Below are 23,321 nucleotides of genomic sequence, written 5' to 3' on the forward strand. Positions count from 1 at the left end.
CATATTTTTCACGCGTAGAACTTCAAGAAAGCCCACAGTGCATCCCCGATCTGCTGGTAGCCGGACACGGCCGGGTGTACCCCGTTCGACTGCCGGGCTACGGTGATGGCGCTACGGGAATTCACCGGACTTGTCGTGCCAAAGTGCATACCGTTGACGGTATCGAGCGCCGTGTTGCTGGGCACGATGTAGATGCGCGCGGCCTCTTGCGTGGCGTAGCGGGATGCCAGTTCGCGCGCCCAGATCAAAATGTTGCGCTTGAATCGGGCGGTCGTGACCGTGGTGCCGTAGTTGGCACCAAAGGCATCCTGGCTGGACGATGGCGGCGTGGGCAGCATCAGCCCGACTTTCACACCTGCACCAGCCGCTTTGATGGAGCTGATGAGAACGTCAAGGTTGGTAAATGCCGCGTTTGCAGTAGATGCCGCCGCTGCATCAGTGGTCTGCCCGAAAACATCATTGATGCCCAGCCCGATGAATACCCAGTCCGGCACCGCGACAGCATAGTTCGTCAGGTACTGCGGGAAGTTGACCGCGCCACCAATCCAGAACGGATTGCCTGCAACTGCTACGCCAGCAGAAAAAGCAATCGTGGCATCGCCCGTCACCGCATTGCTTTTTGTCAGGGTGCCGCTGGCCAATGGAGCGCCCCCGCTGACCACACTGCATCGCAGCGTTCCTGACCCGCCCGACAAGTTGACCGTCTGCACGCGATAAGTTGACCCATTGTTGGTGTACTCCGTGGCATTCAGCAATGGTGAAGTAGTGACGCCCGACACCGTGAAATCGTAGTAGGTTGGACCGGCTGCCGTGTAGTTTGCAACCGTCCAGCCACCGCGCCCTTCGTGCTTGTTCGGGGCCGTGCCTTGCGTGCCCAAGAGCGTCACTCCCATCGCATCAGCAGCCGCAATATCCATCAGCGTTTGCGTGATGACTCCTGCGTTGACCAGACTGTCACCAATCACCATGACATTTTTTACCATGCCTGTGCCAGCGCTTGCGGCTGCGGCCCGTTGCGCCATGGTTTTGGTCGCCAGCAACCGCCCGCTGCGTTTGTCGCGGGCTTCGATGGTCAGGTTGCCCGATGCAACAGCGCCGGGAGGTGTCCACGTCCAACGCTCGGCCTGTTGCGTGCCGGTGCTGGCTGCCGTGCTGTCCGCATTCCACCAAAAACCAAGGCTGTCTGCCGCCGTGTGCAGGTTGTCAAAATAGACATTGCATTCGCGGTTTTGGACGCCATAGACGACAGGCGGCACAATCAGATCAAGCGAGCCTGCCAGCTCGTCAATCGCTGCCTGAATCGTTATCGCCGCAAGCAAGGAAGTTGACGGGTTGTAGGCCGCAGAAGTTGGTGCTACAAATTTCCTCAATTCTTCAGATTGCAGCAGCAGCTTGATCGAAACAGCATCATATGCACCACCAGTAGAGCTGATTGAGAATGTGTTGTTCCAGCCCGCATTTATGGACAAGGTAAAGCCATGCCGCGCAGGAGAAATCGCCGCATTGTAGGTCCACTTTTTATGGCTGACAGACGTGTCATCGACAGCCCGAAACATCACCAGCACATACTGCCCCGCCTCTGCCAGCAAGGGTGCGGGGAGTTGTAGCGTGTAGAGGCTGTCAGTCACCGGAAAGCTGCCAGCGGAAATCGTCCCAGAGGCGTTTGGTGCAGTGCTCAGGGTGTTAAAGGTCGTGAGGTTGGGGCGTAGCCACACCTTCCATTCAATATTCGTGGCGCTGTTCGCTGCCCATACCCTCGCCTGAATCGCATTGAACAGGCTTTTGCGTGTCATGACCTCGTAGAGGCCCGGCACCTTTGAAGTGTAGGTCCCATCCCCCACCAGCTCGGAATCCCCAAGCGGGTTCTGGTAAACGACATAGGGCACCAGTGCGCTTCTAATCTCGTTTGTGCTTGCATCGGCCATTACCGAGCTTGACTCCAGCGCAGCAACGCGCGAACCAAACTCAGTATCCCGCAGCGCAAAATAGTTATCGGTGAGCGTCGGCCAGCTTGGGCCAGCGTTGGAATCGCCCTTGAACGCCCAACAAGCCAATAAGTCGAACCCGGTGGAGCCGCTGAGGTTGTACGGGTAAAGTCGCAAGCGCGTGGCCGTCGCTGGCACCACGATGCTGATGCGCAGCCATTGCGGTGTAGCGCCGGGGGTGATGTTGTTCCCGCCAGTGCTGTTGAGCATAGAGCCGCCTGCGCCTGCATTCACCGACTCAGAGTCAGTTGTGAATTGATAAGCGCTATAAGTAGTGCCGCCTGACGCGCCGGTAATGAGGACGTAGGCTGTCACCGTATCGCCCGGCAATGCGCCAATTTCGTCTAGCCACAAGTAGGGGCCAGAGTAAGAAGTGTTGTTGTAGCCGTCAACCCGGCGCAGCGCCTTGCCATCAAAAATGCTGTTGTTGACGTGAGTCCACCCAGCAAAATCCATGCCTGCACCGGTGTTGCTTTGATACCAGCGGTCACGGCCTAAAAATTTCTGCGAAGTCAGGGAAAGTTTGCGAAAAAATGGATCAGGCCAGCCATTGACTTTGCCCGACCATGCGGGCTTTTGCACTGCTGCTGCGTTCGAATACCGGTCTTTCTCCACCGCAACGCCCGCAGTGTTGAGGTACAGGATCAGGAACTGGTTGGATTCCGCCGAGGGCACGCTGAAATACTTGCCTGCAGGCGTGCCGGCAAGGCCCGCTGCTGCACTTGAAAAGACCTCAACCGACAACGCCATCTGGCCGGCGTCAAGAATGCTGGCAATGGTCTTTTTGACATTGCCAAGCCGGTCGGTGGCCGTTGGGCTGGCGGAGGTGGCAATGGCCGCAATGTGGTCGACGTCCGATTTCGCGTTGTTCAAGTCGCTGAGGTTGATGGCTGGCATGATTTCCTTGGGCAATAAAAAGTGTCTTGACGGGCGGTCAGTTGATGACGGAGGCTTTGGCGGGGATCGCCACGTAATCGGCGGCGTAGTAGCTGGCGGAGTAGTTGATGGCGCGCACGGTGCAGTACTGCCCGTCGCTGATGTCGATTTCCTGCACCAGCCAAGCCATGGCGCCGCGCGCCGAGTCAGCCGCAAACGAATAGATCGTGCGGATGCCGTCGGCGCCGTATTGCGTCGTGATGGCCTCGGTGGGCAAGCTCTGCAAAATCACTTTATTGGCCGCGCTGCCGGCGGTCACAGGGATGCTCTGCAGCGAGCCATCGCGACGCATCAGCACAATGGAGTGCGGCAGGCCGGGCGCAAAGGCCACGCCCTGGCTGAGCGTGAGTTCCAGACCCGCCTGCCCGAGGACTTCGCCATCAAAGGACTTGAACCGGGTGTTGTCGACCACGTCGATGCGGCTGTTGGGCAGCAAGCTGCGGGCGTCCAGCGTCGTCGTGGTCTCGATGCTGATGCGCTGGCCAATCAGCTTGCGGTATTCGCGGTTGGCCCTGAGCCATGCCTGTGAAAACGAGCGTATCCCGGCAATCTCGAACTTTTTGAGCTTCGTGTAGGCGCCACTGAGCGGCAGCGTGATCGTTTCCGATTGGTTGCTGTCCGGGTCCACATAGACGAACTCGACGCCGTCGTATTCGGCATCGCTGGCGAACTTGCGGGTGATGGTTTCGGCGTTCGGCTTTTTGTTGCGGTGCGTGAACAGCGCGGTGCTGCTGGCCTGCGCGCGGTCAAAGGCGAGCCGGATCTTGCCGTTTTGCCGGTAGGCGATGCAAAACGCGGCGTTGGCAATGCTGATGATCGTTTCTTCGAAGCTGATGTTGTCGGAGTCAAACGTGAAGTTGAACTGGCCACAAACAGGATTCCACGCATTGAGCAAGGTCTGCACGCCGTAAATCTGCGCCATGTCCACTTCGGTGTACAGGTCACGCGCGCCGATCTTGGGATCTTGCGCGACGGCGGGAATGATGTCGCAAATGCGGCTGGTCGCTTCAATGGTGCCGCTGACAAGCCGCCCGCTGGCGTCAAACGCGCCGCTGTAGCTGCTGCCGTTGTAGATGGGCAAGCGGCGCGAAGCGATGCAGTTGACCTGGCGCGACTTGACCGCCGTAGCGCGCGCCGTGGCCTGCGTGACGGTGTGGATGGTTGTCTTGTTGCCGAACTCGTTCTTGGTCACCGGGCTGACGCTGTACAGGTCGGCCCACTTTATTTCGTCCTGCACCGTGCCGCTCCAGCCGTAGTCGTAGTCGGTGGTGCGGGTCATTCGCACGCGCGCCGGGCCGGTCCAGGCGGTGGCGTGCTCGATGGTGTCGGCGCGCTCGTCGGAGACCGACCCGGACAGCGCGCCGGTGACGGTCTCGACAATGCCGGTCGGCGCCAGGCTGACAGCGGCCAGCTTTTCAATCTCCAGGGTGAAATTGACGCTGGCCACGCTTTTTCCGCCGTTGTCCTTGAACAGGCCGTTCGGTGCGGTGATGTTGATCCATACTTCGGCGCGGTCGGTGTCGGGCAGCGTGACCCAATCGGTCGTCGCCGACACGCCGGCAAGCTGGACCGCCGCCGCCGTCTCGGGGACGGGCTCGGTCCATGACACCGACGTAAAGCGCATGCTGCCATCGCTGACGGACGCCACCGCGTAACTGCCCGAATAGTTCACGGCCGGCACCGGTTTGCTGAATACGGCGTTGCTGCTGGTTTCATTGACCAGCGTGCCGGTGACTTCGATCTTGTTCACGCTTGGCTTGGCTGCGGCGACATACGTGCCGTTGTTGTACAAAAACCCGGTCACAGTGAAGGTGTCGCCCGCATTGATGCCCGTAAAGGCGTCGGTCCCAAAATCATTGAATGAGTTAATGCCCGAGGCGTCGGCCTGCACGTTGCTGACCGGCGACGTCCAGCTGGCGTCGTAGGGCGCCATGCTGATAGTCACAATGTCGCCGACAGAAGTAATGGCGTTGATGTTGGGCTGCTTGGCCGACTGCGTGAGGATGTCGCCCCCGGCGTCTGGCGTGAAGGTGTAGCTGGCGCTGGCCGGCAGCTGCACCTGGTTCAGCGCCTTGAGCGTGATGCCGTCGACCTCAATCGCCCGCTTGACGGTCAGCACGTTGTCAATGATGGCGTCGCCCACCTGCAGCACCGGCGCGTGGCCGCTGTTGGGGGAGGTGAACGGGTCATACACCGACGCGCTGGCGCCGGCAATGTCAGCAATCAAGGTGTCGCCGTCGCGCAGTTCGGCAAGGGCGTAGTAGCCGCGCCCAACGCAGTAGTAACCGTACTCGAACTTTTTGTGGCCGATGTACTTGTTGTACGTCGGCATCATCAGGCTGGGGATGCTTTTGACCGTGCCGTAGATATCCTCGACGCGCTCCAGCAGGCGCACCTGGTTTTCTCTGGAGCTCAGCGCGTTGTTGGGGCTCGACTGCGTGCGGTTGATGTTGCCCGGCATGACGGGCTTGGGAATTAGCAAGATGGCAGTCACGGAGACTGCTGCCGCGCCAATCATTAGCCACGTGGCCAACGTCCAGGACGCCGGATCGCCCGGCGTTTGCAGCACGGTATAGGCTGGGCAGTCGCCGGCCAGGATGGCAGCGACGTCGCTTGAAATGTCACTGTCCAGGCTTGGTTCGCCCTGAAAGATCTGCACCCCGACGGTCAGCGTTTCGCCATAGTGGCCCAGCAGCCATGCAGCCAGGCTGGGCACCTCGAACACTTGCTGCGCGACGGGTGCCAGCGGGTGCGCATACAGCGTCACGCGGATCACGCCAAGCTCCAGTACTCAATCAGCGCGTACTGGTCCGCCACCGACGACAGCTCTTCAAAATAGACGCCGCTTTCCAGCGCATGCAGCAGCCGGCCATCAATCAGCACACCGCAGTGGTGCAGTCCGAGCTTTTCCGTCTTGCCCAGCAGCACCACGCAGTTTTCCACCGGCGCGGCGATCTGCTTGAAGCCGTTCGGATTTTTGTAAATCGACAAGCGAAAGGCGCTGGCAATCGAGCGGATCGAGTTGTTGACGGTCTGGAACGCATCGACCGGCTGGCCGAGTTCGGTCGTGTATACATCGGCCACCAGGCACCAGCACGGAGGCGCCGGGTACTGGCGCGCCAGGTAGGCATTCGCATCGATCATAAAAAGCCTCGCAGCATCGGAATATCTTTCGGGGTGTAGGTCTCGCCGGTGCGCAGCATGTTCAGCCGGGGCGAGACGGCGGTGAGGTTCGCCGCGCCCTTGACGTAGCTGATGGCCTCGACCTGCAGCCGGGCCGTGGCCTGGGGCGCCGTCAGGTCATCGCTCAGGAATTCGCGGTAAACGATGACGATCTTTTCGAGCGTCGCCACCGGGATGCGGTCGAGCTCGTTGCGCAGAGTGTTGTCCGGGTCAACGGTGTCAATGGCAATACTGAATTTCTGGTCCAGGTGGCCTTCGCTGCCGGCTAACTTGATTTCGAAGTTGACCGGGCGCATGGCGCGCGCCACGCCTGCCACGCTGGTGGTGCCGGCGTAGGGCTCGCGCCACAAGTGAAAGGTCTGGCTCATGGCGCTGTGGCTGATTTCCAGCGTCTGCACCGGGTGAACCGTCTGCGGTGCGCTGGCCAAAAAGGCGCGCAGACGGCTTTCGAGGTCCAAACTCATGACAGCACCAAAGTATCTTGATTGGCGAACTGGGCGATGCGTGCCACCAGCAGGTCGCCCTCACCGCCCGTGGCATTGTAAAAATCAACCATGGCCTGCGCCTCGGCGGCGCTGAAGTCATAGGCTTTGTTTTCAGCCTCGACGACGAACGACACCACCATGGCTATACCGCCCGTGCGGCTGGCAGAGTAGCTGCCCGGCATGATGTTGCAGGCATGCAGTTCCGTGCCAAAGCCCGAATCAAGCGGCATTTCAAAGGTGTAGGCGCCCTTCTTGATGATGTGGATGAAGAAAGCCACCCAGACCGAAAACTGCAGCTTGTTCAGGATCAGCGTGACATTGAACTTTTGCATCCCACGTTCAAAGTCCAGGGCGTACCGGGCCGCGCCGCCTGCAATTTCAGTGCGCAGCACGCCACCGGGGCCGTCGTGCGAATAGGCCGCCACCGTGGGCTTGAAGCCATTGGGCAATGTCGGCATTTATCGGCTCCTTTGCGTGGCGTAGTTGCGGCTCATGGCCCGGCTGGTCTGGCTGTTGGGGTCGCCGAACTGCGCGGCCGTGGCGCCTACGGCCTCCTGGATAATCAATGCACGCTCGTTGGCGCTGATGCGCTGCTCAGTCACCTGCCCTATGGGCGCGCTGGTGTTGTTGACGATGGTCAGCTTCATCTCGCCGCCGGCGCCGCCATTGCTGGCAAGGCCGCGTATCACGTCAGCCTGCGCCTTCGGGAGCACCATTTCGCGCTCATGAAGTTGTGTCATGGGGTTGGTGCCTGCCGGGATGTCGTAGCCGCCTTCGGCGCTGGCTTCGGCAATGGCAAGGCCGCCCACCAACCCAGCACTGGCGTAACCCGCCACACGGATACCCATGGCCAGTGCGCTACCAAACACCGGAAACATCGCCGTGGCCTTGGCGGCTGCGACTTCGGTGTTAATGATGATTTCAGCAATAGCCATGGCCTTGCTGGCCAGAAACACGGCCTTGCCCAGCGCACTCTGGTCCATGCCGGCCTTTAGCATCAGGCCGTACAGCTGGTCGGCGCTGTTGCCGGCCATGCTCAAAGCCTGCAGGTCGTGGGCGGCTTGAAGGTCCAGCTTCGTCTGCTCGTGTCTGGCATTCTCGGCCTCGATCAAAGCATTTGCCTGGGTGACGTTTTCCAGCTTCAAGTCGTGGAACTTTTGCAGCTCGCCCAGCCGCAATTCATGCGCCAGTGTTTCCTGCCCCAACTCGCTCATGAGGCCAATGCGGATGTTTTCGACGTTGGCGGCGTTCTGCTGGTTGGCGCGGGCGGTGTCGGCCTCGATCTGGCGGATGGCGTTGAGGCTGTCCTGCTCGTCCTTGCGGCGCAGGGCCACGCGCTCGCTGGAAATGCGGATGGCCTCCTTGGTGGCGTCAATGTCGTTGGCAATGCCCTTGAGCGTGGCCTCCTGCCCAGCGTTCACCGTCAGGCTGCCACTGCGGATGTCTTTCAGCAGCTTTTCAACGGCGGTCAATTCCTGCACTTTGCTGATCTGGCTTTCGAGCTTCTTCATGTAGGCTTCAAAGCCGGCGTCCGGGTCTTTGCCTTTTGCCCCAGCCGTGGGCGTGCCCGCAATACGGGGCGCCGCGCCCTTGGGCTGCAACGGGCCGACAAAGCCGCTTGCTGCCGCCTGCGGGTTCATTATTTTGGCAATAAACGCATTGTGGTCGGCCAGCGCCTTGGCGTCGTCCGCAATAATCATGTCATTGATCGCCGAAAAACGGCTTAATGAAATCTCGCCGGATAGGGCCGCCTTGCCCAATCCCACAACCATGGCCGCAGGGCCGCCCGCGATGTCACTGAAGGAGATCCCCAGGGCTGATACCTGCGCCGCCATGCCGCCAAGGGTATTGCCGACGCGGCCGAAGGTAAAGGCAACCTCAGAGCCCAGAACCACCAGCGTCTGCAGCGTGACCTTGATCCCTTCGGCTGCCACTTTGAACTTGTCGGTGTTGTCGCCGGCGCCCAGCATTTCGTCGGCAATTGACTGCAGCACGGGAAGGACGGCGGTGGTCACGGCATTGGCAAACGCAGTTTGCTGTAACGACAATTTGCTCATCGTGTCGTTGAACACCTCGGCGGCGCGTGAGGTTTCGGTGTCGAGCACCAACCCCATTCGCCTGGCTTCGTCGGCCATGTCCTGCAGGCCGTCGGCGCCGCTGTTCAGCATGGGAATCAACTCGGCGCCCGACTTGCCGAACAGGTTAACTGCCAGCGCCGTTTTTTCAGCGCCGTCCTTGAAGCCAGCAAACTTGCCAGCCACTTCGGACAGCACCGCGTCGCTGCTTTTGAGCGTGCCATCGGCATTCGCCACCGATATGCCCAGCGCATCAAAACCCTTCTTCGCTTCGCCGGTTCCGTCTGCGGCGTCGCTCATGTTCTTTGTCAGCTTAACCAGCGCACCGCCCAGCTTTTCCTGGTTGACACCCGACATGCCGGCGGTGTATGACAAGGCGGACAGGCTTTCCACCGCCGTGCCGGTCTGCTGCGCCAACTTGCTCATGGTGTCCATGGCGTCGAGCGATGCCTTAACCATCACCACCAAGGCGCCGACACCGGCCACAGCCATGGCGCCGATGGCGGCGCCGACCATTTCGGCATCCTTCTTCATCTGCTTCATGGCCTTTTCGGTCTGATACGCGGCCTTGTCCATGCCAGCGGTGAATTCGGCCGTGTTGGCGGAAAGGCTGACAACCAGAGAACCTAGAGCGGCCATGTTTTACCCATAAAAAAAGGCCCACGGATTAGCGTGGACCTTGGAATGAAAGCCCGCACTTGGCGGGCTGGTCTGATTACCAGTTAAAAGTTTTTTAGACGATCTACTGCCGATTGGTTTTTGATTGCGCTTCCAACACCGTCAGCTATGCGATTAAATTGCTCAACAATTTGCGGATAGTCCCTTTTGGGTGGAGAGGTCCAGCCACAAGACAACATCGGCGCGCCCTCAACTAGAGTTAACTGCAGCCTGGCTCGCTCGTCCTTAGCGATGAAAATGATGTTGTAGTTTGAAGCACAAGGAATATGGGGAATCAACAATGAATTGTTTGACAAATTCCACTCTGCGACAGCTTTTCCGATAATTGTTCCCTGGTCCTGATCCTCTAGCCTGCTTACTTCCTTGCTATTGCCGTATGACATAGCAAAGTAATTTTTAGCATCTTTGAACAATTCTTTTTTTGATTTTCCAGGTGCTGCGTATTCATAAGTGAATTCGCGCTTTTCAGTAGTGATGGGCATTTGATCAAGGGGAATGGTCACACAGCCCATAAGCGCCAAAACCATAGCACTAGCAATTACTCTTTTCATCATCCACCCTTTGTTACAAAGGGTGGATGATGCCCTACCCTGGCGCCTTTCCAAACATCACCGCCCGAATCAGGTTCGACTGCGCCACAGGGTCATCCAGAAGCACCGGTTCGGCTTCTTCTGCCGGTCCTGAGTTGCGCCAGTGGATAAAGTCATCGGCCCGGTAAGGCTCCGGCCGGTCTTTGACGCTTCGGTTCACATTGGCCAAAACCGCCGTGGCCACGCCGTGCCGAAGGTCTGCAATTTCCTCACCGAACGGCTCCAGCGTGTAGTACGCCTGCCATTCGGTGAACTCAAGCGAGCTGATTTCCATCTGTGCCTGGCGCACGCTTTTACCCAGTTGAAGGGCGAGCCGGAACCAGAACAGGCGTTCCGGCTTCGCCTTCAGGCGTTTTTTGCTTCTGCAATCGCCGCGCCGCCCAGGCCGTTCAGGCGCATTGCTACAGCGGCCGGGGCGTCGAGCGAGGCAGCGCTTTTCTTTTGCAGCGCGTCAATGTCTGCAGCACTGAAAAGCCGCGCGCCGGCTTCATCGGTCAGCGTGGCCACCAGCAAAGCGGCAGCAAACTTACCCACCGGTACGCCGCCCTCTTCGGTGCTGATGGAGGTGCGGAATTCATCGCGCTCCTGACCGGTCATGGCGCGCACGCGCACGGTGCCGCCCCAGGCGGGCACGTTGACATCCTCGTGCTTCAGGTCGTGTGCGCCCAGGATGGCGCTTTTGCTCAGCAAGGTCATGGCGGCTCCTTAAGACCAGACGACCGGACCGCTGATCTTGGTGTCGACACTGCCCTTGAGCAGCGCGTTGACGCCGCCGGCGGTCGGCACGGACTTGACCAGCACGTTGAAGGTGGCAACGGCCGCATCGGGCAGTGTCAGCTTCAGGCCGGTCAGCACGCCACTGGTGCGGGCGGCGCGTACTGCCATCTGGCCTGCATCGGTCTTGAGGCGTTTGATCTCGAAACCGAACTTGCCTTCATCGACCAGCCCGCTGATGTATTCCATCGCCGTGCTGTCAAGGTCGGTGCTGTCAATGTCAGACGCCGAACCGTCCATGCCGCTGAAAGACAGCAGGCCATTGATCTTGGTGTACACGGGCACGGCCAGCGTGCCCGTGTTGATTTGCAGCGTGCTGCCTTGGGCGGAAATTCCAGACATAAGCGTCCTTTAAAGGTAAAAAACCCGCATTAAGCGGGCGGATTGGGAAAAAATGGCAGACTAAAAATGCCAGATCGAAAGGTCCAGCAGCACGCGGTGCAGGCCGGTGTCGCCTTCATACAGGTCCTGCTCGTCCAGCAGCACGTTTTCAACAGACCAGCCTTTCAGCGCGGCTTTCACGGCGACGGCCAGGGCCTGCGCCTGGCTGTAGCTCAGCGCCCAGACATCGACCTGCAGACGGGTGTTGATGGCGTTGCCGGTACCGCCGTTGGCGTCCAGCGTGGTCTGTTCCAGGGCGGTAATGCGTGAATAGGTGCAATACGGCGCAGCGACCTTGGCCCGCACAGTCTGCGGGTAGACGTGGCCAGCAAACAGGCTGCCGACTTGCGTGACGAAATCGGTTTGCATGCTCATAGCTTGGCTAACTCCCGAGCGTATTTTTGGATGCGTTCGTCGAGCTTGGCGCCTATGGCATTCACGGCATCTTCCTTTTTTGTCTCGAAGGCCGGGCGCAGGAAGGGACGCGGCGCGATCTTGCTGGTGCCGAATTCCATGAAGCGCCAGTAAAACGTGGTGCCGTCGTCCTTGTAAGCCTTGCCGGCTTTGCCCGAACGCTTGTTGGCCTTGTTGCTGGCGTACTTGGCGACGCCCTTGCGCACCCCGACGTAAAACGTCTGCTGCATGGGCCCCGACTGCTCGCGAATCTGCTTCTGGTAAAAATTGGCCTTCAGCGCGCCGGTGGCCTCGGGCGCCTTGGCGATGGCTTCTTGCTTGATGACGCCGGCGCCGGCATTGACCGCCGCGCGCAGACCGTTGCGCGCCACGCGCTCAGGCAATTCGCGCAGAGCGGCGGCGAGTTCCTTGAAGCCGGTCAGCTGCATGAATTCAGCCATTGTTCACTCCCCTGGTGCACATCAGCAGCAGCGAGCCGTCGCGCTGGCGCAGCACCGTTTCGATGTTGTACTGGTCCGCGCCATGCACGACGCGCATAGAAGCGCTGATACCGGCCAGCGCGCGAATAGCAATCTTCGACTGGACCGCGTTTTGCGTGGCAGCGGCGGCTAGGTACTCGCGGCCACTCAGGTCGGTGATGCTGGCGGGCACGTTGACGGCGAAATCAGTCCAGCCCGTCAGCGGCTCGCCGTAGGCGTCCTTGCCCGTGGCGGGCGCCGTGATCGTGACGCGGTGGCGCAGGGTTCCGGCTCGCATCAGGCGCCGTAATGCCGGTAGGCATCGAGCAGGCAGCGGGCGCCGTTGGGCACCGGCGTGACCGACACGCCCACAGCGGTGTCTTCACGGTTTTCCCACAGGTCGCCCAGGATCAGGAGCATGGCCGACTGGATGGCCGAGTTGATCACTAGGCCCCGGCGGATCCGGGCGGCTGCAAACTTGGCCTTCAGGTACGTGTCAAAGGCGTAGGTTTTTTCGATCAGGCACAGGTCAGTGTCGGCAATCAGGGTGGCGGCGTCATCGGCGGCGGCGTATGCGGCCTTGGCGGCGGCCAACGCGGCCGGCACCAGCGCAATCGCCGCATCGAGCTGCGCCTGGTCCTCGTACACGGCGCGGTCCAGGTAGCTGATGGCCGCCTGTTCCGCCGCCTCGGCCTTAAGCGTGATGTCTGCGCCCACGTCATTGCCCACCAGGCGCAAGTGGGCAGCGGCGATTGTGGGAGTGATGAACATGGATGGTTTTTGGGTTATTCAGTAGCACTGTTTGCAGCAAGTAGCGCAACCGGGTTGGCTTCGCCTTGATCGTCTTTGGCGGTGCTTGGCACGTCGTCTAGCAGAGGCGAGGCCGTTGTCGGCTCGGCTGCGCCTTCAGCAGGTGCTGCAGTAGCGCCCGCCTTGCGCTTGCGGGTAACTGGCGCGGCTGGCGCAATGGCCTTGGTCTGCTTGACGGGCTTGGCCGTGGTGTATTTGGCAGCGGCGCAGTCTTCCACCAGGTGCTTGGCAAATTCGGCGTCGGTGCGCAAGATGTCACCGGTGTTCAAGGTGCCGTAGCGTGCGGTGATGGCCTGGCCGGTGATTTCAACTTCTACGAGTTCCATGGGATGCTCCAAAAAAAGAGCCTGCAGTTCAGGCAAGCTCTTTTGGGTTGCTAAGCCGGTTTAGGCCGGGGTCAGGTCGCCGTAACGGGCAGCGGCGGGCTTTTCAACCGTCAGGGCCATGCGGCGCATGGCGCGGATGCTGACCAGGCCGAGTTGGAAGTTGTTTTCATCGCTGTCGGACAGATCGACCACGATGCCTTCCCGGTTGTGCAGCGTGGCCGCCTGCGACAAGCTGCCCACCCAGACGTTGTCGGCCGTCATGGCGTTGCTGGCAACCACAGGGCGGCCAAACAGGGACGGCACCACGGCAGAGCCCGGATCGCCCAGCAGGTAGCGGCCCTGGCCATCCTTGGTCAGGCGCATGGTCCACCAGTCGCCGGTGTTGAGAATCACGACGTCGGCCGGGTAGTCGGCCAGTGCGCAGTCGCCCATCATCTTGCCGATTAAGTCGAACCGGTTGGTCGGCGACAGGCCCAGGGCGGTCAGCGCGGCGGCGCTGTAGCCATGCGCGGTAAAGTTGCCGGTGTTGGTCAGGCCGTTCAGGTTGGGTGCGGTGCCATTGCCGGCGACCAACTGGTTTTCGGCGCGCAGGTTCACGCCGTAGACCATGCGGCGGTTGATGTACGCAGCCAGGGCGGCGTTGTCCATGGCGAGCTGGCGGGTGATCTTGATGAAGTGCGTGACGTTCTGCACGGGCATGGTGCCGGGCGAGAAGGTGATGCTCGACTGCGGCATCTGCACGCCTTCGGCGGTTTCAGCGGCGGCATTGGTGAAGACGTTTTCACGCACCCAGTCAATCGCGTTTGAAGTCGTCGGAATGCTGGTCAGCAGGTCTTCGATGGTGAAGACGCGGAAGGCGCCTTCGACAATGCCCGGGCGGCGCTCGCTGTAGGTGCTGCCGATCGTGTTGGTAACGGTGTTTTTCACTTCCATCGAAACACGGCCGAACTCTTGACTGGCATTGGTCTTGATGGCGGCGTACTTGGTGCCCGCGATGAACTGCGCGCCGTAGGATTCATCAGCGGGTGCGCCGTCGCCCTGAGCGGAAGACTTCTGTTCGATCTGCAGCAGGCGATCGGCCAGCTCGCGCTGCTGGGTGCCAATGGTGTCCAGGGCCGTCTTGGTGTCTTCGGAGACCTTGCCCAGTGTTTTCGCTTCGCCTTCGGCCTTGCTCGCCATGGTGGCCAGGTTCTGCTCGACCTTTTCGAGCGATTTCATGACCAGCGTGATGTCGCCCACGCACAGCATGGACAAGCCGGCCAGCACGTCGGCATGCTGGACTGCCAAGCCCTGCACATCGACGCCGAAAGCCTGTGCGCTGAAGGCCAGGGCAGCAATACCCAGGCCGAAGAGAAAGCGGGAAGAAAAACGGGTTGATTTCATGATGATTGACCTTCTGAAAGTAAAAAAGCCACCCGGAGGTGGCGAGATTTGCGGGAATACGCGCTTATGCGCCAATGCTTTCCAGCGCCTTGCAGCGCTTGACCAGCTCGGCCATTGCTTTCACGTCAGCGTCTTGAGGAGCATCCCGCCCACTCAGGATCGTTTTCGCGCGGGAGACCAGCGCCATGGCCTCCCATTTGCCCAGCCCTGCATCCCGCAGCAACTGTTCAATGTCTCGCTCTGTCTTGCACTCGGGCAGCAGGGCTTCAAAATCCATGTGTTTGACGCTGGCCAGGTCCACCCGGGCAAACTTGTCGGCCGGAAAGGTGACGATCGACGTTTCCACCAGGCGGTGCACCTTGCGGATGGTGCGGCCGGCGGTGGTTTCGTCAAAGTCGCCCGACTTCAGGCTGTAGCCGATGGACATGGAGTCCACCGTGCCGTGCTTCAAGGCGGCGCGGACCTCTTCGGCCTTGGCGTTGCCTGGCGTAAATTCGCCGGTCAGCAGCAGGCCGTAATCGTCTTCTTCGGCCTTGACCCACTTGCCCAGCGGCACTTCGTAGCTGTCGTGGTTGAAAAACATCTTGGGCAAGCCATTGGTTTTCAGCGTTTCGGCATAGGCGCCCTTGATGATGGTGTCACCGTAGGAGTCGACGTTGCCAAAGGTTGAGGCATAGCCTTCGAACGTGGCGGTGTCGGCCTGCAGCTTGATCTGTACGGCTTGCATTGCGAGGGCTTTGCGGAGGATGGCGGCCATGAAATTCCTTTTTTACTGTGCGAGGTTGCTGCCATTGCCGCCGCTGGTCACCTTGGTGCCCAGCAGAGGAAGCGGCAGCAGGTTGCTTTGCGCGGTCAGCATGTCGCCGCCGTCAAGCGGCGGATCGTTTTCGAGCTGGCGGCATTCGTTGCGGGTCTTCAGGCCGTTTTGCGTGGCCTTGGCGTAGATTTCAAAGCGGTCCTTGATCGAGGCGCGCATCATCGCGTCCATACTGAATTCGGCCGTCATGCTGGCGCGCTGCTTGGCGGTCATGACGCGCTTGCGAAAGGCCTGCTCGATGTTCTTGCACAGCGGCGCCAGGGCCAACGTGTAGAAACCATCCTTGATCTCGAAGATGCCGGTGCCCCAAGCGGTTACGTTGGAGTGGTGCACCAGCACCGGCGGGACGTCGAACCAGCGGCAGATTTCTTCAACGCTGAACTTGCGGGTTTCCAGCAGCTGCTGGTCCTCGGGCGTCATGGACAGCTGCTGGTATTTCATGCTCGCCTCTAACACTTCGAGCCGGGAGGTACTGCCTTCAGCCAACCCCTTGAAGGCTTGCTGCACTTTGTCGCGCTGTTCCTTGGTCAGGACCTTGTCAATCATCAGCACGCCGGTCGGCTTGCCGCCGGCACCGAACAGCTTGCTGGCGGCGGTCTGTGCCTTGGTGGCTTCGTCAGTGGCCGAACGCATGAATTCGAGTTTGGACAGGCCAACGGTGCCGTTGCCCAGGTTCTTGATGTGCAGCACGTTCTCTGCGGCCAGCACCGCGACATCGTTGCCGTAGCGATACAGATAGACCATGGCGCCGTCGTCGAGCACCCGCACTTCGACCTGGTCGGCAGCCATGGGCCACATGGCCAGCACTTCGCCGGCGTTGTCGCGCTCGATGCGGGCGTAACCGTTGCCGCGCAGGTCGTGGTTCATGACCAGGGCGCGCCAGAACTCGAACGGAGTCATGCGGCTGTTGGGCGACTCGTGCAGGATGGCGTACAGGCGCGTGTTGCGCGCCAGGCTGCGCTGGCCGTTGAGCGTTTGGTAGACGAAAAACGGAAGGCTGGCAATGGTGCCGGCGCGCCGGTCGATGCAGGCCCACACGGTGCTGATCTGTAGTGCGCCATCGACACCGACATTGCCGACATCGGGCACCAGCGAGGTGCCCGGCACCGGGTTTTGCGGGCCCGCCGCTTCGCCAATTGAGCCAGAACGGCCAAACCAGCTGCCCACACGGCTAAAAAAGCTCATGCGCCAACCGGGGAGTTGAGAAAGTCATCAATGTTGTCCTTGGGTTCGTTCACCATCGCCCGGCCCAGCGCCATCAGCATGGCCATGGGACCGTCGATCTTATTTTCCGGGCGCTCCTTGGTGGGCGAGCGCAGTTCGTTGAACTTGCTGACCTTGACCACCAGGTTGCTGACCATCCAGGTCATGACGGGGTTGCCGTCGAATTTCAGTTTCTTTTCCAGCACCATGTTCTCAACCTGGATCAACGGGGGCGTGAAAAACAGGGCGCGCTGCGCAATCTCGACCAGCGGCAGGCCTTCTTCGATCAGCTTGCTGGCAAAGTACATGCTCAGCGCCGGGTCAAAAGCGATTTCCTGCACGTCAAACTGGCGGCAGTAGCTGCGCATGTCGTCGGCCAGCACGTCAAAGTCGGTGATGTCGCCGTCGGTCACGATCACATGGCCGGCCCGGGCCCAGCCGCTCAGGTGCGCATTGCCGCTTTCCTGCACCGCCAGCTCGTTCAAGTACAGACGTGTGCACACATGCCATATGCCCTCGCGTTCGAACACCAGGCACAGCGCGGCAAAGTCTTTTTTCTGCGCCAGGTCCAGGCCCATCCAGCATTTCTCGCCGGCAAAGTCGGGCAAGTGCAGGGTCGGCTCGGCGCACTTGGCCCACGCCACCATGTCCATCCAGGCGCTTTCGCCGTTGACCCAGACGTTCAGGCGTTTGGTAAAAAAGTTGTTCCGCGAACTTTCGCTGTTCTCTGCGTTGCGGCTGGCGGCTTCCATGTCTTCGCGCAGCACGCTGACCAGCCAGTTTGGGTTGGCCTTGGCCCAGCTGGCTTCAATGAACGGGTTGTCGCCGTCGTCAATCGAGTAAATTACGCCGAAAGTGCTGTGGTCATCGATCACACCGTCAAGCACCTTGGTCAGATAGGTGCGCCGTTCGTAGCAAATGCCGCTCAAATCGGTGCCCGACGTGGTGATGTTCCACAGCAGCGACTGCTCCCGGGCACCCCGGGCGGTGTCAATCACGTCGTACACGGCGCGGGTCTTGTGCGCATGCAGCTCATCGAGCACGGTGAAGTGCACGTTCAGCCCGTCGAGCGTGCTGCCTTCAGCGGCCAGCGGCTTGAATGCGCTGGCGGTCTCGCGCACCGTCAGGGCATGTTGCAAGATAGCCAGTCCCAGTTCGCGCAGGCCCGGCGAACGCTCGGCCATCGCCTTGGCGTCGTCGAACACGATGCGGGCCTGGTCTTTAGTCGTGGCGGCGCTGTAGATCTCGGCGCCCTGCTCGCCGTCGGCGGTCAGCATGTACAGGGCGACGCCGCTGGACAGGGTGGACTTGGCGTTCTTGCGCGGAATCTCCAGGTACACATCGCGAAAGCGGCGCAGGCCAGTGTCCTTGTGGACCCAGCCGAAAATCGTTGTCAGGATGAAAGACTGCCAAGGCCCCAGCTCGATCAGCTTGCGGTCGCGCGCCCACTTGCCCTTGATGTGCGGCAGCAGCTCTATGAAGCGGCACGGCCTGGCAGCGGCGGACTTATTGAAAACCCACGGCCATTCGTCGGACACAGGCTTTGCCAGGTCGTCTTCCTGGCGTTGCACGGCCAGCCGGACCCACTTGCAAGCAGGGACCAAGCCTTCAAGCACGTCGCGCATGTAGCCGCGAGCGGCGGCAATGTGGTCAGTCATCGAACGAGGGCAAAGGCAGCAAAGCCTTGCGCTGTCGGCTTGGCTTCAACGCCGGGCAGCTCTTGCTGCAGATAGTTCGACGGCTGCACCCGGGCACGGGCTGCAGGGCTCAGGCCGAAGTGCATGAGGTAGCGGTTGACCTGCTCACGTGAAGACTTGATCAGTTGCACCATGACGCTTTGCTGGGCGTAGCCGCTGGGCGTGACTGCATGGCTGGCGTTGTACACGGCGTCTGCATACTTCATGCCACCGGACACCAGCAGATCGACCTGGCCATTGAAGGCGATTTCCAGCTCGGTCATTCGTCCCACGGCCTGGCAGTACAGCCCGAGCGCGGCGCGGTCCAGGCCACTGACCAGGCCCAGTTCTTCAAGCAGCGGCGTGATGCGTTTCCATTCCTTGCGCGCCTCGATGCCCAGGTGCTTGGGCATCGACGGCACTTCAACACGCGGGTTCACGCCGTCCGATAAATCGAGCGCGCGCTTGCCCGGGTTGCCTTCCAGCAACTTCAGTGCGGCTGGCTTCGGCAGTGGTCCGCGTGATCCAGTCATACTGAAAATTCCTTGCTACTTTATTGATAGCTCAAAAGCCATATTCGACAATCGGGAGTACCCCTCCCCCCTAAACCTGCGCGCGTAAAAAAAGAGGGAAGCGTCCGGTTTCCGGTGCGGACACCTCAGACTTTTGACCCGCCCCCTACCCTGCCAGTCGCCGACCTCGAAGGGCTTCTGCCAGGCTCTTGCCCTCATGGCAGGGCACACACAGGCCCTGCTCGTTGTCGCTGTCGTCAAGGCCGCCCTCAGCCAGTGGCTTGATGTGATCGCGCTGCGTGGCCAGAGTCACACGGCCCAGGCGCTGGCACTCGACACATAAGGGATGGCGCTGAAACAAATCAGCGCGCATGGCCTGCAACCGCCTTCCCGTGACGCGCTTGGTCGCCGTTGGCTTCTTTGCCCACACCGCTGACGGATGGCGTGGACACCGACTGGTGCCGTCACGCACCAGCACACCGCACCCGGGATGACCACAAGGTTTCGGTGCTGCTTTTGCCATGATTGATTTGCCCAAAGAAAAACCCCGGCAAGCGGATAGCCTGTCGGGGTCTTGATCTGATTGCAAAGTGGGTGGAGACACCTTGCGACCAGCTTGCCTGAAATGTACAGGAAAGCTCTATGGTGTAAAACTCTTTTTCTTCGCCTCTGCCCGCTCGCCAAACCATGCCGACAGCGCAATGTCTGCCTGATCCAAATGCGCATGCACGGTGGATTCGGCCTTACAGGTATGCCGTGCCGTACCCTTGATGCCCATGTCTCGCAGGTAGATGCAGCACAGCGTCAGGTACAGATGCTCGCGCACCGGGCGCAGCGCTTGAACCGCACGGTCGGTCAGGTCAGCGTCCACATCGTCAATCGGGATGATGCTTTCCCGGTAGCCGCTGCTGGGTTCGGCCAGCAGCACCGACTGCGTGGCAAAGCCCAGGCCGCCGCCGCTCTCGCGTTCCTTGTACAGCGCCCAGTTGTGCAGCCGCTGCTTGACCCATTCAATGCGCGCCATGAGTCTCATCCTTGGAAAGCAGACCCAAGCGACTGCCTGAATCCAAAACCATGACGCGGCAACCCGGCAGCACCTGACTAAACATCGCCTTAATGAATGAACACTGATCCCCACTTAAACGCAATGGGCTCATGAAAACAAACGTGTCGCCCGGCTGGTACGTCACCCGCTGTAGCTCGCCTACCAGCGTGACGCCGTCGGGAAGATCCACAGCGTTCATTTCTAGGCTGGAGTTATTCATCAAGCAGCTCCCTGTTCAGGCGAATTAAAGATGCAGACAAACGCGAAGCCAAACTCCACCATCAGCCGGGCTACGTGGTCAGGCAGCGGACCGACGGCAAAAGGCGTGCCCACAACCCGGCCACCTTCAAAAGCATAAAAGCAGTTTGGCTCGCCGCGCAGGCCCTTGCGCACCAGCTCGAAGGCCACATTGCCGATTTCCACCGACTTCGACCTGATGGCCTTGTATGTCTCGGGCATGAACTGCTTGATCTCCTCGATCTTGGCATTCACATCCACTTTTGCTGTCTTAGTGTCCATACTGTCCAACCTTTTCTATAGAGTAAATAAGTGAAGTGCGATGCCCGCGAGCGCGAGCGTGGATGGGTGCCTGCCTGTGCCTGCCCGCCTTAAATCAAGGCAAAGGACACAGGCTTGGAAATCCAGGTGGCAATGCAGCAGCTTCAACCCCCAGAAACTGGGAAGAGAGGGCTGCCGGCGGCATCAATGCAAACCGCTGGACGCCTGGACACCTGGACACTGGCTAGGTCATGGGCGCGTGCAGTGACTTCCCCGCAACCGCACCGCAATGGGGATGCAGCGCACCTCCCAGCCCTTCGGGCGCACTGGCGCGAATCACGCCTCCCCCAGTGCTTGCAGCACGGCGCGTTTGCTGCGCTATGACCGTCTTCGGGTCATGGCGCATCGTCACCGTCCTTGTGATTGAAACCAGCATGGCTTGCATTTATCCAATAGCGTTAGAACGGCTCATCGTCGGCAATGTCTTCAACCGATGGCGGTACGACCGGCATGGCCGTCATGTCAATCTCTTCGTCTTGCGGCGGCCAGTTCGACGGCCGGGTGTATCCCCAGGCCCGCGCGCCATTGATCTGTTTTTTGACCCGATCCCAGCCTTCATGGTCCAGCCAGCCGCGAATCTGCGCTTCCAGCGCCGGGCTGCTCTTGGCCGCATCGATGCCCAAGGCCAGCGTGAGTTGCGCAATCGTGACAAAGCTGGTCAGGTTGTTGACGATGGCGCCAATGCCCGACGCCTGGGTTTCTCGTGTCAGCAGGTGCAGCAGTTCGCTGACCACGGCCGTTTCCACCAGCCGGCTTTCCTGCATGGGCTCGAACAGCCGGCGCTCCTGGTCAGGCGTTGGCGTAAAAGCCGTGCCTTCCAGGTACATCGCATAGGCTTCGGCCAGCAGTTGGTCCCGGTACTTCACCAGCCACTCCGTATTGATCACATGCTTGACCGGTACCGGCCAGAAGCGTCGGTTGCCCGTTCGGTCGCGCAGGTACGTGTTTTCATTCGTAGTGCCGACCAGCAGGCATTGCCGCGCAAAGCTGCCCACAGTCGAGCCGTAGGCCACCCGGTACCGGTCCACCTTCGACGAGATGAACGCCTTGATGGCACCGACTTCGGACTTGCTGAAGTGCGTCATTTCGGCAATCTCATACACCCACAGGCCCTGCACCTGTTCCTGCGCTTCCTTGCCACGGCCCACCTCGAACGGCGTGTCGCTGTAATACTTCGAGCCGCCCAAAATCTCCACCATGGTCGATTTGCGCAGGCCGCCTACGCCTTCAAGCACTGGGCAATAGTCAAACTTGCAGCCCGGCTGCATGACCCGGTTCACCATGCCCAGCAGCCAGCAGCGGCCCACGATCTGGAAGTACTCCAGCATGGCCGGGCTCAGCTTGTCGGGTGCTTCGCCCAGTACATGCACCAGCCACTTGTCGATGCGCTTCTTGCCATCCCACTCCAACGCGGCCAGCTCTTCGCGGATCGGGTGGAACCGGCGCGTGTGCGCCACCGTCTGAATCGCTTCCATCAGCGCCGCGCGCGACACGCTCGGCAGGCCGTAGCAGTCCGTCAGGTACTTGCCCAGCAGCAGGTCCACCGCGTCCGTCACGTCGCCCACCTGCGAATGCGGCCAGGGCCACAGCACACGGCTTTGCACGTTGTTGCTGAGTTCGTTGTACGCCAGCACCGGCTCCAGGGCCGGGTCACGTTCCAGGATCAAGATCACCATCTTGCGGCTGGCCAGCCAGCGCTTGTTCACCTTGTCGTAGTACGGCAGCAGCCAACCCGGAATCGGCTTGCCGTTGATCATCGTGAAGCCTTCGCCACCCGCGTCCATACCACTGTCACCCGTGCCAACGGGGGCGTCGATTTTTTTTACTCCACCGCCACCAGCCGCCGCCGTGCCCACGTCTGCATCGGCATCTCCCGGCAGCGCATGGGCCCTGCCAAAGAAGGCCAGCACTTTGTCGGCGTCCCAGCCATCGGTGTTGATCGCGTCGGCGCAGTCCCAGCCGTCTATTACCGCGCCAGGCGCAGGAATCGGCAGCAGCTGCACCGCACAGGCATGGTCGGCGCGCAGCATCGCGCCAATGCCCAGCATCGCCGCCATGCCCGGCTGCTTGTAGGCTGGCAGCATCGGCTTGGCCGCTTGTGCAATGGTGCGCGCCAGCTCTTCAGTGAATTCCTTGCGTTCGGCAGCGGTCAGCGGCTCGTGCTTGGCGTCGCAGTCAGGCCACAGCAGCACCGTGCAGCCTTTGAGCCAGTCCCACAGCGCCTTCTTCCATGCCTTGCAGCCGCCTGGCCAGCTCACCACCAGGTACACGCCCGGCACGCTGGCTTCGAGCAGCGCATGCAGCGCCTCGGCTTTCTTCTCGCCCTCGACCAGCACCACCGTGCGGCCCTCCGGCATGGTGGCCGCTGGCACAAACAGTGGCCGGGGTTCGTCCCATTGCTTCCAGTTCCAGCGGCTTGCGCCGTCCTTGGCACTGGTGCAGAAGGTGTGCGGCAGTGTTTCCTTGCCGCCGTCACTGGTGCGAAAGCGCACCACGTAGCCCAGCAGTTCGCCATCCATCCGGTAAGTGGCCGTGTGCTCAATGTCGCCCGGCAAACGGAACTGGTGTTTGAACGTGGCAGCCGGTGCGTAGCCAGGCACCGGAACCAAGGTCTGCCAGCCCTCGGGCTCAGCCTGGCGCGGCACAGCGACTGGTACAGGCCGTGGTTCACGCTTGGGAACGTCTGTACCACTGCGAACGGGCTGCACGCCCGCCACGTCTTCCAGGCCTTCTTCGCGGGCCACCTGAAGCGCCGCCTTGCCCATACTCAGGTCATGGCAAGCCGCGTACAGGCCCACCAGGTCCTTGCCCTGCTCGCCTGACGCAAAGTCGGCCCACTTGCCCGACGTCAGGTTCACTGCGCAGCTCGTGCCCGCGCCGCCCTGCACCGAGCCGCACACGTATTCATGGCCGCGCTGCACACCGCCGGGCAGCCACATCGGCACCAGCGTGTCGGCTCTGGCCAGCAGCGCATCGGCCAGGGCGGCAAAGTTAATGGGCGGCAAAGGGTCACGGGGGGTCATGGCAGGCAT

The 23,321-nt window shown here is 60.8% G+C and carries 26 protein-coding genes; all 26 read right to left on the minus strand.

Annotated elements, in window-relative coordinates:
* Positions 1-8: 8 nt before the first annotated feature.
* Complete coding sequence (locus H4V98_RS14205; protein WP_280757606.1) at positions 9-2,735, minus strand: SGNH/GDSL hydrolase family protein; 2,727 nt, start codon at positions 2,733-2,735, stop codon at positions 9-11.
* 184 nt (positions 2,736-2,919) lie between these two features.
* Positions 2,920-5,697, minus strand: a complete 2,778-nt coding sequence (locus H4V98_RS14210; protein ID WP_280757607.1) for a host specificity factor TipJ family phage tail protein — start codon at positions 5,695-5,697, stop codon at positions 2,920-2,922.
* Complete coding sequence (locus H4V98_RS14215) at positions 5,694-6,065, minus strand: hypothetical protein (RefSeq protein WP_280757608.1); 372 nt, start codon at positions 6,063-6,065, stop codon at positions 5,694-5,696. The genes H4V98_RS14210 and H4V98_RS14215 overlap by 4 nt, the downstream gene beginning before the upstream one ends.
* Entirely contained in the window at positions 6,062-6,568 is a 507-nt protein-coding gene (locus H4V98_RS14220) for a DUF1833 family protein (protein WP_280757609.1), read from the minus strand. The genes H4V98_RS14215 and H4V98_RS14220 overlap by 4 nt, the downstream gene beginning before the upstream one ends.
* Positions 6,565-7,047: a hypothetical protein gene (locus tag H4V98_RS14225; RefSeq protein WP_280757610.1), complete on the minus strand. Its 483-nt coding sequence runs from the start codon at positions 7,045-7,047 to the stop codon at positions 6,565-6,567. Before H4V98_RS14225 ends, H4V98_RS14220 begins: the two co-directional genes overlap by 4 nt.
* Positions 7,048-9,303, minus strand: a complete 2,256-nt coding sequence (locus H4V98_RS14230; RefSeq protein ID WP_280757611.1) for a hypothetical protein — start codon at positions 9,301-9,303, stop codon at positions 7,048-7,050. It lies immediately after the preceding gene.
* Positions 9,304-9,386: 83 nt separating this feature from the next.
* Positions 9,387-9,896, minus strand: a complete 510-nt coding sequence (locus H4V98_RS14235; RefSeq protein WP_280757612.1) for a DUF4468 domain-containing protein — start codon at positions 9,894-9,896, stop codon at positions 9,387-9,389.
* Positions 9,897-9,927: 31 nt separating this feature from the next.
* On the minus strand, positions 9,928-10,206 hold the full coding sequence (locus tag H4V98_RS14240) for a hypothetical protein (RefSeq protein WP_280757613.1): 279 nt from the start codon (positions 10,204-10,206) through the stop codon (positions 9,928-9,930).
* Positions 10,207-10,277: 71 nt separating this feature from the next.
* Positions 10,278-10,628, minus strand: a complete 351-nt coding sequence (locus tag H4V98_RS14245) for a hypothetical protein (RefSeq protein WP_280757614.1) — start codon at positions 10,626-10,628, stop codon at positions 10,278-10,280.
* A 9-nt stretch (positions 10,629-10,637) separates the two neighbouring features.
* A complete protein-coding gene (locus H4V98_RS14250; RefSeq protein ID WP_280757615.1) occupies positions 10,638-11,048 on the minus strand; it encodes a phage tail tube protein in 411 nt (136 codons plus the stop codon).
* A gap of 60 nt (positions 11,049-11,108) precedes the next feature.
* Entirely contained in the window at positions 11,109-11,456 is a 348-nt protein-coding gene (locus H4V98_RS14255; protein WP_280757616.1) for a DUF3168 domain-containing protein, read from the minus strand.
* 2 nt (positions 11,457-11,458) lie between these two features.
* Positions 11,459-11,941: an HK97-gp10 family putative phage morphogenesis protein gene (locus tag H4V98_RS14260; protein ID WP_280757617.1), complete on the minus strand. Its 483-nt coding sequence runs from the start codon at positions 11,939-11,941 to the stop codon at positions 11,459-11,461.
* Positions 11,934-12,257, minus strand: a complete 324-nt coding sequence (locus H4V98_RS14265; RefSeq protein ID WP_280757618.1) for a phage head closure protein — start codon at positions 12,255-12,257, stop codon at positions 11,934-11,936. Before H4V98_RS14265 ends, H4V98_RS14260 begins: the two co-directional genes overlap by 8 nt.
* Positions 12,257-12,730 (minus strand): head-tail connector protein, encoded by a 474-nt coding sequence (locus H4V98_RS14270; RefSeq protein WP_280757619.1) that lies wholly within the window; start codon positions 12,728-12,730, stop codon positions 12,257-12,259. The genes H4V98_RS14265 and H4V98_RS14270 overlap by 1 nt, the downstream gene beginning before the upstream one ends.
* 14 nt (positions 12,731-12,744) lie before the next feature.
* Positions 12,745-13,095, minus strand: a complete 351-nt coding sequence (locus tag H4V98_RS14275; RefSeq protein WP_280757620.1) for a hypothetical protein — start codon at positions 13,093-13,095, stop codon at positions 12,745-12,747.
* 60 nt (positions 13,096-13,155) lie between these two features.
* Positions 13,156-14,478 carry a phage major capsid protein gene (locus tag H4V98_RS14280; RefSeq protein ID WP_280757621.1) on the minus strand — a complete coding sequence of 441 codons (1,323 nt, stop codon included), beginning with the start codon at positions 14,476-14,478 and terminating at the stop codon, positions 13,156-13,158.
* Positions 14,479-14,542: 64 nt separating this feature from the next.
* The gene (locus H4V98_RS14285; protein ID WP_280757622.1) at positions 14,543-15,235 is read right to left on the minus strand and encodes an HK97 family phage prohead protease; all 693 of its coding nucleotides are present in this window, start codon (positions 15,233-15,235) and stop codon (positions 14,543-14,545) included.
* A gap of 12 nt (positions 15,236-15,247) precedes the next feature.
* Entirely contained in the window at positions 15,248-16,480 is a 1,233-nt protein-coding gene (locus tag H4V98_RS14290; protein WP_280757623.1) for a phage portal protein, read from the minus strand.
* Positions 16,477-18,156 carry a terminase TerL endonuclease subunit gene (locus tag H4V98_RS14295; RefSeq protein WP_280757624.1) on the minus strand — a complete coding sequence of 560 codons (1,680 nt, stop codon included), beginning with the start codon at positions 18,154-18,156 and terminating at the stop codon, positions 16,477-16,479. The genes H4V98_RS14290 and H4V98_RS14295 overlap by 4 nt, the downstream gene beginning before the upstream one ends.
* Entirely contained in the window at positions 18,153-18,707 is a 555-nt protein-coding gene (locus H4V98_RS14300; protein WP_280757625.1) for a phage terminase small subunit P27 family, read from the minus strand. The genes H4V98_RS14295 and H4V98_RS14300 overlap by 4 nt, the downstream gene beginning before the upstream one ends.
* Positions 18,708-18,852: 145 nt before the next feature.
* Complete coding sequence (locus tag H4V98_RS14305) at positions 18,853-19,059, minus strand: HNH endonuclease signature motif containing protein (RefSeq protein WP_280757626.1); 207 nt, start codon at positions 19,057-19,059, stop codon at positions 18,853-18,855.
* Between the two features lie 267 nt (positions 19,060-19,326).
* Positions 19,327-19,710, minus strand: coding sequence for a hypothetical protein (locus tag H4V98_RS14310; RefSeq protein ID WP_280757627.1), 384 nt, complete (start codon positions 19,708-19,710; stop codon positions 19,327-19,329).
* Positions 19,697-19,951 (minus strand): hypothetical protein, encoded by a 255-nt coding sequence (locus H4V98_RS14315; protein ID WP_280757628.1) that lies wholly within the window; start codon positions 19,949-19,951, stop codon positions 19,697-19,699. Before H4V98_RS14315 ends, H4V98_RS14310 begins: the two co-directional genes overlap by 14 nt.
* Positions 19,951-20,250 carry a hypothetical protein gene (locus H4V98_RS14320; protein WP_280757629.1) on the minus strand — a complete coding sequence of 100 codons (300 nt, stop codon included), beginning with the start codon at positions 20,248-20,250 and terminating at the stop codon, positions 19,951-19,953. Before H4V98_RS14320 ends, H4V98_RS14315 begins: the two co-directional genes overlap by 1 nt.
* Positions 20,251-20,473: 223 nt before the next feature.
* Positions 20,474-20,665, minus strand: coding sequence for a hypothetical protein (locus H4V98_RS14325; protein ID WP_280757630.1), 192 nt, complete (start codon positions 20,663-20,665; stop codon positions 20,474-20,476).
* 22 nt (positions 20,666-20,687) lie between these two features.
* On the minus strand, positions 20,688-23,312 hold the full coding sequence (locus tag H4V98_RS14330) for a VapE domain-containing protein (RefSeq protein WP_280757631.1): 2,625 nt from the start codon (positions 23,310-23,312) through the stop codon (positions 20,688-20,690).
* Positions 23,313-23,321: the final 9 nt, after the last annotated feature.

Source organism: Polaromonas sp. CG_23.6, from assembly GCF_029892315.1.
GTDB lineage: Bacteria > Pseudomonadota > Gammaproteobacteria > Burkholderiales > Burkholderiaceae_C > Polaromonas.

Coding starts and splice junctions, on each gene's coding strand:
- H4V98_RS14205 (WP_280757606.1), bottom strand. CDS start 2,735: ATGGCGTTGTCGGTTGAGGTCTTTTCAAGTGCAGCAGCGGGCCTTGCC.
- H4V98_RS14215 (WP_280757608.1), bottom strand. CDS start 6,065: ATGATCGATGCGAATGCCTACCTGGCGCGCCAGTACCCGGCGCCTCCG.
- H4V98_RS14220 (WP_280757609.1), bottom strand. CDS start 6,568: ATGAGTTTGGACCTCGAAAGCCGTCTGCGCGCCTTTTTGGCCAGCGCA.
- H4V98_RS14225 (WP_280757610.1), bottom strand. CDS start 7,047: ATGCCGACATTGCCCAATGGCTTCAAGCCCACGGTGGCGGCCTATTCG.
- H4V98_RS14230 (WP_280757611.1), bottom strand. CDS start 9,303: ATGGCCGCTCTAGGTTCTCTGGTTGTCAGCCTTTCCGCCAACACGGCC.
- H4V98_RS14235 (WP_280757612.1), bottom strand. CDS start 9,896: ATGATGAAAAGAGTAATTGCTAGTGCTATGGTTTTGGCGCTTATGGGC.
- H4V98_RS14240 (WP_280757613.1), bottom strand. CDS start 10,206: ATGGAAATCAGCTCGCTTGAGTTCACCGAATGGCAGGCGTACTACACG.
- H4V98_RS14245 (WP_280757614.1), bottom strand. CDS start 10,628: ATGACCTTGCTGAGCAAAAGCGCCATCCTGGGCGCACACGACCTGAAG.
- H4V98_RS14250 (WP_280757615.1), bottom strand. CDS start 11,048: ATGTCTGGAATTTCCGCCCAAGGCAGCACGCTGCAAATCAACACGGGC.
- H4V98_RS14255 (WP_280757616.1), bottom strand. CDS start 11,456: ATGCAAACCGATTTCGTCACGCAAGTCGGCAGCCTGTTTGCTGGCCAC.
- H4V98_RS14260 (WP_280757617.1), bottom strand. CDS start 11,941: ATGGCTGAATTCATGCAGCTGACCGGCTTCAAGGAACTCGCCGCCGCT.
- H4V98_RS14265 (WP_280757618.1), bottom strand. CDS start 12,257: ATGCGAGCCGGAACCCTGCGCCACCGCGTCACGATCACGGCGCCCGCC.
- H4V98_RS14270 (WP_280757619.1), bottom strand. CDS start 12,730: ATGTTCATCACTCCCACAATCGCCGCTGCCCACTTGCGCCTGGTGGGC.
- H4V98_RS14275 (WP_280757620.1), bottom strand. CDS start 13,095: ATGGAACTCGTAGAAGTTGAAATCACCGGCCAGGCCATCACCGCACGC.
- H4V98_RS14280 (WP_280757621.1), bottom strand. CDS start 14,478: ATGAAATCAACCCGTTTTTCTTCCCGCTTTCTCTTCGGCCTGGGTATT.
- H4V98_RS14285 (WP_280757622.1), bottom strand. CDS start 15,235: ATGGCCGCCATCCTCCGCAAAGCCCTCGCAATGCAAGCCGTACAGATC.
- H4V98_RS14290 (WP_280757623.1), bottom strand. CDS start 16,480: ATGAGCTTTTTTAGCCGTGTGGGCAGCTGGTTTGGCCGTTCTGGCTCA.
- H4V98_RS14295 (WP_280757624.1), bottom strand. CDS start 18,156: ATGACTGACCACATTGCCGCCGCTCGCGGCTACATGCGCGACGTGCTT.
- H4V98_RS14300 (WP_280757625.1), bottom strand. CDS start 18,707: ATGACTGGATCACGCGGACCACTGCCGAAGCCAGCCGCACTGAAGTTG.
- H4V98_RS14305 (WP_280757626.1), bottom strand. CDS start 19,059: ATGCGCGCTGATTTGTTTCAGCGCCATCCCTTATGTGTCGAGTGCCAG.
- H4V98_RS14310 (WP_280757627.1), bottom strand. CDS start 19,710: ATGGCGCGCATTGAATGGGTCAAGCAGCGGCTGCACAACTGGGCGCTG.
- H4V98_RS14315 (WP_280757628.1), bottom strand. CDS start 19,951: ATGAATAACTCCAGCCTAGAAATGAACGCTGTGGATCTTCCCGACGGC.
- H4V98_RS14320 (WP_280757629.1), bottom strand. CDS start 20,250: ATGGACACTAAGACAGCAAAAGTGGATGTGAATGCCAAGATCGAGGAG.
- H4V98_RS14325 (WP_280757630.1), bottom strand. CDS start 20,665: ATGCTGGTTTCAATCACAAGGACGGTGACGATGCGCCATGACCCGAAG.
- H4V98_RS14330 (WP_280757631.1), bottom strand. CDS start 23,312: ATGACCCCCCGTGACCCTTTGCCGCCCATTAACTTTGCCGCCCTGGCC.